This window comes from Dialister sp. UBA1703 (assembly GCA_002320515.1).
Classification (GTDB): Bacteria; Bacillota; Negativicutes; order Veillonellales; family Dialisteraceae; genus Dialister.
This window is the reverse complement of record DCJJ01000046.1, coordinates 1-5,114: the sequence shown is the minus strand read 5'-3', so window position 1 is coordinate 5,114 and position 5,114 is coordinate 1. Positions and strand designations below refer to the sequence as shown.

The window sequence follows — 5,114 nt, the reverse complement described above, 5'->3', positions numbered from 1 at the left end:
GGATGATTGTGTTTATATCTATTGAAACTCTGAGTCGAGAGATCTCCGGCCTCATTGCGGCCCGCAGCACTCGCCAGGGAGATTTCTCCACTCCGCTTCGCTGCGGTCGAAATGACGCGCGGTGGGCAGCTATGGTAAATCATCGCCACAGGAAACTGTTTGCGAATGGTTTCCCCTATGACCGTAAACTCCCCCGCCGTCCCGTCATCTCGAGCGGAACTGCCTGTCGTTATGTGGATGAATGTGTTTATATCTATTGAAACTCTGAGTCGAGAGATCTCCTTATAGTCATATCCCATTGAATTGAAAAACAATGGAATCATAAAAAAAGTGGCAGTGGGAAGATGATTGAGCATTTTCCACTGCCACCTTTTTATTTCCAGTACAAAAAAATGGAACTCCCTGAGGAGTCCCATTTTGGTTTTCAGAAGAGTCTGAATTATTTCAGTTCTACAGTTGCGCCAGCGTCTTCGAGTTTCTTCTTCATTTCTTCAGCTTCAGCTTTAGCTACGCCGGTTTTAACTTCTTTCGGAGCGCCATCAACGAGAGCTTTAGCGTCTTTCAGGCCCAGGCCGGTGATTTCACGAACGGCTTTGATAACCTGGATCTTCTTGTCGCCGATTTCCTTCAGGATTACGTCGAATTCGGTCTTTTCTTCAGCTGCTGCAGCTGCGCCAGCTGCCGGAGCTGCTGCTACTGCTACAGGAGCTGCAGCGGATACGCCGAATTTGTCTTCGATTGCTTTAACCAGTTCAGAGAGTTCGAGAACGGACATATTGCTAATGGCTTCAAGGATTTCTTCGTTTGTCATTTTTGTTTCCTCCATGGAATGATTTTACGCGTAAATCTTACGCAGATTCTTTCTGTTTACGCACAGCTTCGAGAGCATATGCGAGGTTCTGGATGTTGCCGTTGAGGGCACGTGCCAGTCCGGTAATAGGAGCCAGCAGGGTTGCTGCCACCATACCGAGGAGCTGTTCTCTGCTTGGCAGGTCTGCCAGTGCCTGAACAGCGTCTTTGTCGATGACTTTGCCATCGAGTACGCCAGCTTTGACGGTGATTGCTTCGCTCTTGGTTTCTTTCAGGAATTCTTTCAGAGCTGCTGCCGGTGCTACGGGATCGTCTTTGCAGGTTGCAATGCCGTTCGGGCCCTGGAGCAGATCGTCAAGGCCTTCCAGGCCAAGTTCGTCAGCTGCAATACGAGTCAGTGTGTTTTTAATAACTTTGTATTCAACGCCGTGAGCCAGGAATTTACGACGCAGCAGTGTTGCGTCTTTTACGGTCAGTTTGTTGAATGTCAGGAGAACTACACCCTGGGAGGAGAGTCTGTCTTTCATTTCTGCAACGACAGCTTCCTTTTCGGGACGGATTCTTACTTCGTACTTTTCTTCGCTCATGAGTACACCTCCTCTGCTATTGATTTATATTTATCACGTTAGCTAAAACGACCCCGCAGATCCTGCGAGGTCGTGTACTGGCTTTCCAGTACTCAGCCTCGGGAGGCGGGCGCTTGCCCTTTAAAAATAGTTACCGCCGGTCTTAAGCTAAGTGTAAATAGGCTTATTAAGCTTTTGGTGCTGCTACGGACGGGATATCCAGGTGGATGCCAGGTCCCATGGTAGAGCTGATGGTCAGGCTCTTCATGTAAACACCTTTGACAGAAGCCGGACGGGCTTTGGCAATGGTGTTGTAGATAGCCAGGAGGTTCTGTTTCAGCTTGTCTTCGTCAAAGGATGCTTTGCCGATGATAACCTGTACATTGCCTGCTTTGTCGGTACGGTACTGTACCTTGCCGCCTTTGATTTCGTTGACAGCCTTGGTAACGTCCATGGTTACGGTGCCAACCTTCGGGTTAGGCATGAGGCCTTTCGGTCCGAGGATACGGCCCAGACGGCCTACTACAGCCATCATGTCCGGGGTAGCCACTACGACGTCAAAGTCCATCCAGCCCTGCATAATCTTGTCGGCCAGTTCTTTTCCGCCTACGTAATCAGCGCCTGCTGCTTTTGCTTCGTCTTCCTTGTGGTCTTTGGCGAAAACAAGAACTTTCTTGGTTTTGCCGGTGCCTGCGGGGAGAACGGTAGCGCCGCGGAGCTGCTGATCAGCGTACTTCGGGTTGATATTGAGATTGAAAGCAGCTTCGATGGTTTCATCGAATTTTGCGGATGCTGCTTCTTTGACCAGCTTTACAGCTTCGTCGATGTCATAGAGCTTATGACTGTCAACGATGGCTGCAGCTGCCTTCTGTTTCTTTGTCAGTTTTGCCATTGTTTCCTCCTATGTGGTCATTAGGGATTGTCCCTGCCACGAACGGGTCAGTCTTAGTCTACAACTTCGATGCCCATAGAACGGGCTGTGCCTTCAACGAGACGCATTGCTGCTTCTACGCTGTTAGCGTTCAGGTCAGGCATCTTTGTTTCAGCGATTTCCTTGACCTGGGCTTTGGTAACTTTGCCAACTTTTTTCTTGTTGGGTTCACCGGAAGCCTTTTCGAGGCCTGCAGCCTTCTTCAGAAGAACAGCTGCCGGCGGAGTCTTACAAATGAATGTAAAGCTCCTATCTTCAAAAACGGTAATTTCTACAGGGATAATCAGGCCTACCTGCTTAGCAGTGCGATCGTTGAAGTCTTTAACGAAGGCCATGATGTTAACGCCTGCCTGGCCAAGGGCCGGGCCTACTGGCGGTGCAGGAGTAGCTTTGCCTGCTGCAACCTGCAGTTTTACGATTTTGGATACTTTCTTTGCCATAATGTTACACCTCCTATCCGTATTGGGAATGTGGTAATTTCGGGCTGTAACGGGCCCTCCCACAGTGAGACGAGCCTAGTTCAAGACAGTCTCACAAGAGTATATTTAAGGAAGGGGTTCGAAGGAACCTGCTTCCAGCTCTATCGTAGTAGTGGTACCAAAGTTGCTGATGTCCGCTTTGATCTTGGTGCGGTCATCGGAAACTTCCAGAACCACGGCGGTTCTTTCTTCGAACACGCCTTTGGTGATGCGGATCCGGTCACCCGGTTTCACATCCACTTCATTCTTTGCGGCTTTGTTTCCGCCATGAATGATTCTTTCTGCCTCTTCATCGGAAAGGGGAATCGGCTTGGTTGTGGTTCCTACGAAACCGGTGACGCCGGGCGTATTTCTAACCACATACCAGCTCCGGTCATTCACTTCCATTCTGATGAGAAGGTAGCCGGGGAATACTTTACGGGAGACAAGTTTTACCTTCCCGTCCTTTTCTTCTTCCTCTTCTTCCAGTGGGAGCAGAATTTCACGGATGGTATCATCCATTCCCATGGAATGGACTTTCCTTGTCAGCGTATCTTTGACCTTGTTTTCATATCCGGAATAGGTATGAATGACATACCAGCGGATATCTTTCTTGGCCCCTTCAGTAGGTTCGCCAATTTCGGTCGGAGCACTGACTTCAGCCTGATTTTCTGCTTTTACATTCTTGTTTTCAACTTCCATATCCGACATAGTCTCTCTCCTTTCAGCCCACAGCGTGTACTAATAATTTGGAGAGGCCACTGAATACGAAGTCTACTGCAACGATCAGGAATGAAACCAAAATCACGGACACAATGACGGCAATGGTATACTGCACCATCTGGCGCTTTTCAGGCCAGATGACCTTTTTCATTTCCATCTTGGTTTCTTTGAAAAACCTGGTCCATGAAGCATTAGCTTCCTGTGCTTTCGCTGCCTGTGTCTTACGCTTCGCCTTGGCCATGCTCACACCCCAGTTTCAATCACTCAAAATTATTTGGTTTCTTTATGCAGAGTGTGTTTGTGGCACCATTTGCAGTACTTCATCATTTCGATACGTTCGGTCGTATTCTTCTTGTTCTTGTTTGTACGATAATTGCGGCGCTTGCATTCTGTGCATGCAAGAGTAATTCCTTCACGCATTCTTTACACCTCACTCAATCTTTCTCGGCCCGCGGCCAATTAACATGCTTGATTAGTATATCACAAGCACAATGCACAAGTCAACAGATTTTTGCAAACTTTGCATTTAAAAAAGCCGGGCCATCCCAGCGAAATTATTGTAGCACAATGTATAGAGCTTTGCAAATGGTTTTTTATGAGGGACGGAGTAAAAGGTTCTCAAGTTTGATGCGCCTGTCGGCGGTCGGGTTCTTAGGTTTGACAGCGCCTTTGGCGCTGAGGGTTGTAATGGCGGCTGGCGCCGCATAAAAAGGGGCGCGCCTGTCGGCGCAGGTTGTGTAGAAAGGTTGTGTTTCAAGGGGCAGCGAAAGGGTTCATTCCCCCATTTTATTGTCCCACCACTTGCGGGGGGAATGTGGTGGCATCAGCCACCAAAGGGGGCAGGCCCTTCGGGCGATGAATTTTATATGCCCGCTTTGCGGCTGATATAAAGCATGGGCTGTAAAAAAATGTAAATCATTTTTTCACAGCCCCCTTACAATACGTCCTTTCCTTTTATATTTCTATGCTGCATGACGAACCGGAAGCCTTACGCAATCACTTCCCCCATCAAAAAAGGAGCCCCCTTTTCTGGAGCTCCTTTCTATTGGCGAAAGATTATTTGGAAATCTTAGCTACAACGCCTGCGCCAACGGTACGGCCGCCTTCGCGGATAGCGAAACGCTGGCCTTCTTCCATAGCGATCGGGGTGATGAGCTTAACTGCCATTTCGACATTATCGCCAGGCATGCACATTTCGGTGCCTTCCGGCAGGGTGATGTCGCCGGTTACGTCGGTGGTTCTGAAGAAGAACTGCGGACGGTAGCCATTGAAGAACGGGGTATGACGGCCGCCTTCATCTTTGGTCAGTACGTATACCTGGGCGGTGAATTCGGTGTGCGGATGAACGGTGCCCGGTTTAGCAAGAACCTGGCCGCGAACGATGTCCTTACGGTCAATGCCGCGGAGCAGGGTGCCGATGTTGTCCCCAGCCATAGCCTGGTCCAGGGTCTTTCTGAACATTTCTACGCCGGTTACAACGGTTTCGGTCGGTTTGTCCTGGAGGCCGACGATTTCAGCTGCGTCGCCAACTTTAATGGTGCCGCGTTCTACTCTGCCGGTAGCAACGGTGCCGCGGCCGGTGATGGTGAATACGTCTTCCACAGGCATCAGGAACGGTTTATCGGT

9 protein-coding genes are annotated in these 5,114 nt (G+C 49.4%); all 9 read right to left on the bottom strand.

What is annotated here, in order from left to right; all coding sequences use genetic code 11:
• On the bottom strand, nucleotides 1–356 hold a 356-nt coding region (locus B2Y11_RS02235), incomplete at its 3' end, for a hypothetical protein (protein ID WP_291055632.1).
• A gap of 83 nt (nucleotides 357–439) precedes the next feature.
• Entirely contained in the window at nucleotides 440–811 is a 372-nt protein-coding gene (gene rplL, locus B2Y11_RS02230; RefSeq protein WP_291055631.1) for a 50S ribosomal protein L7/L12, read from the bottom strand.
• Between the two features lie 37 nt (nucleotides 812–848).
• A complete protein-coding gene (gene rplJ, locus B2Y11_RS02225) occupies nucleotides 849–1,397 on the bottom strand; it encodes a 50S ribosomal protein L10 (RefSeq protein WP_291055629.1) in 549 nt (182 codons plus the stop codon).
• Nucleotides 1,398–1,563: 166 nt separating this feature from the next.
• Nucleotides 1,564–2,268: a 50S ribosomal protein L1 gene (gene rplA, locus B2Y11_RS02220; protein WP_291055627.1), complete on the bottom strand. Its 705-nt coding sequence runs from the start codon at nucleotides 2,266–2,268 to the stop codon at nucleotides 1,564–1,566.
• A gap of 53 nt (nucleotides 2,269–2,321) precedes the next feature.
• A complete protein-coding gene (rplK, locus tag B2Y11_RS02215; protein ID WP_291055624.1) occupies nucleotides 2,322–2,747 on the bottom strand; it encodes a 50S ribosomal protein L11 in 426 nt (141 codons plus the stop codon).
• Nucleotides 2,748–2,852: 105 nt separating this feature from the next.
• On the bottom strand, nucleotides 2,853–3,476 hold the full coding sequence (gene nusG / locus B2Y11_RS02210; RefSeq protein ID WP_291055620.1) for a transcription termination/antitermination protein NusG: 624 nt from the start codon (nucleotides 3,474–3,476) through the stop codon (nucleotides 2,853–2,855).
• Between the two features lie 13 nt (nucleotides 3,477–3,489).
• Entirely contained in the window at nucleotides 3,490–3,729 is a 240-nt protein-coding gene (secE, locus tag B2Y11_RS02205; protein ID WP_008860353.1) for a preprotein translocase subunit SecE, read from the bottom strand.
• A 29-nt stretch (nucleotides 3,730–3,758) separates the two neighbouring features.
• Nucleotides 3,759–3,908, bottom strand: coding sequence for a 50S ribosomal protein L33 (gene rpmG, locus B2Y11_RS02200; RefSeq protein ID WP_008860352.1), 150 nt, complete (start codon nucleotides 3,906–3,908; stop codon nucleotides 3,759–3,761).
• A gap of 636 nt (nucleotides 3,909–4,544) precedes the next feature.
• A partial coding sequence (locus tag B2Y11_RS02195) for an EF-Tu/IF-2/RF-3 family GTPase (protein ID WP_291055611.1) occupies nucleotides 4,545–5,114 on the bottom strand: 570 nt, incomplete at its 5' end.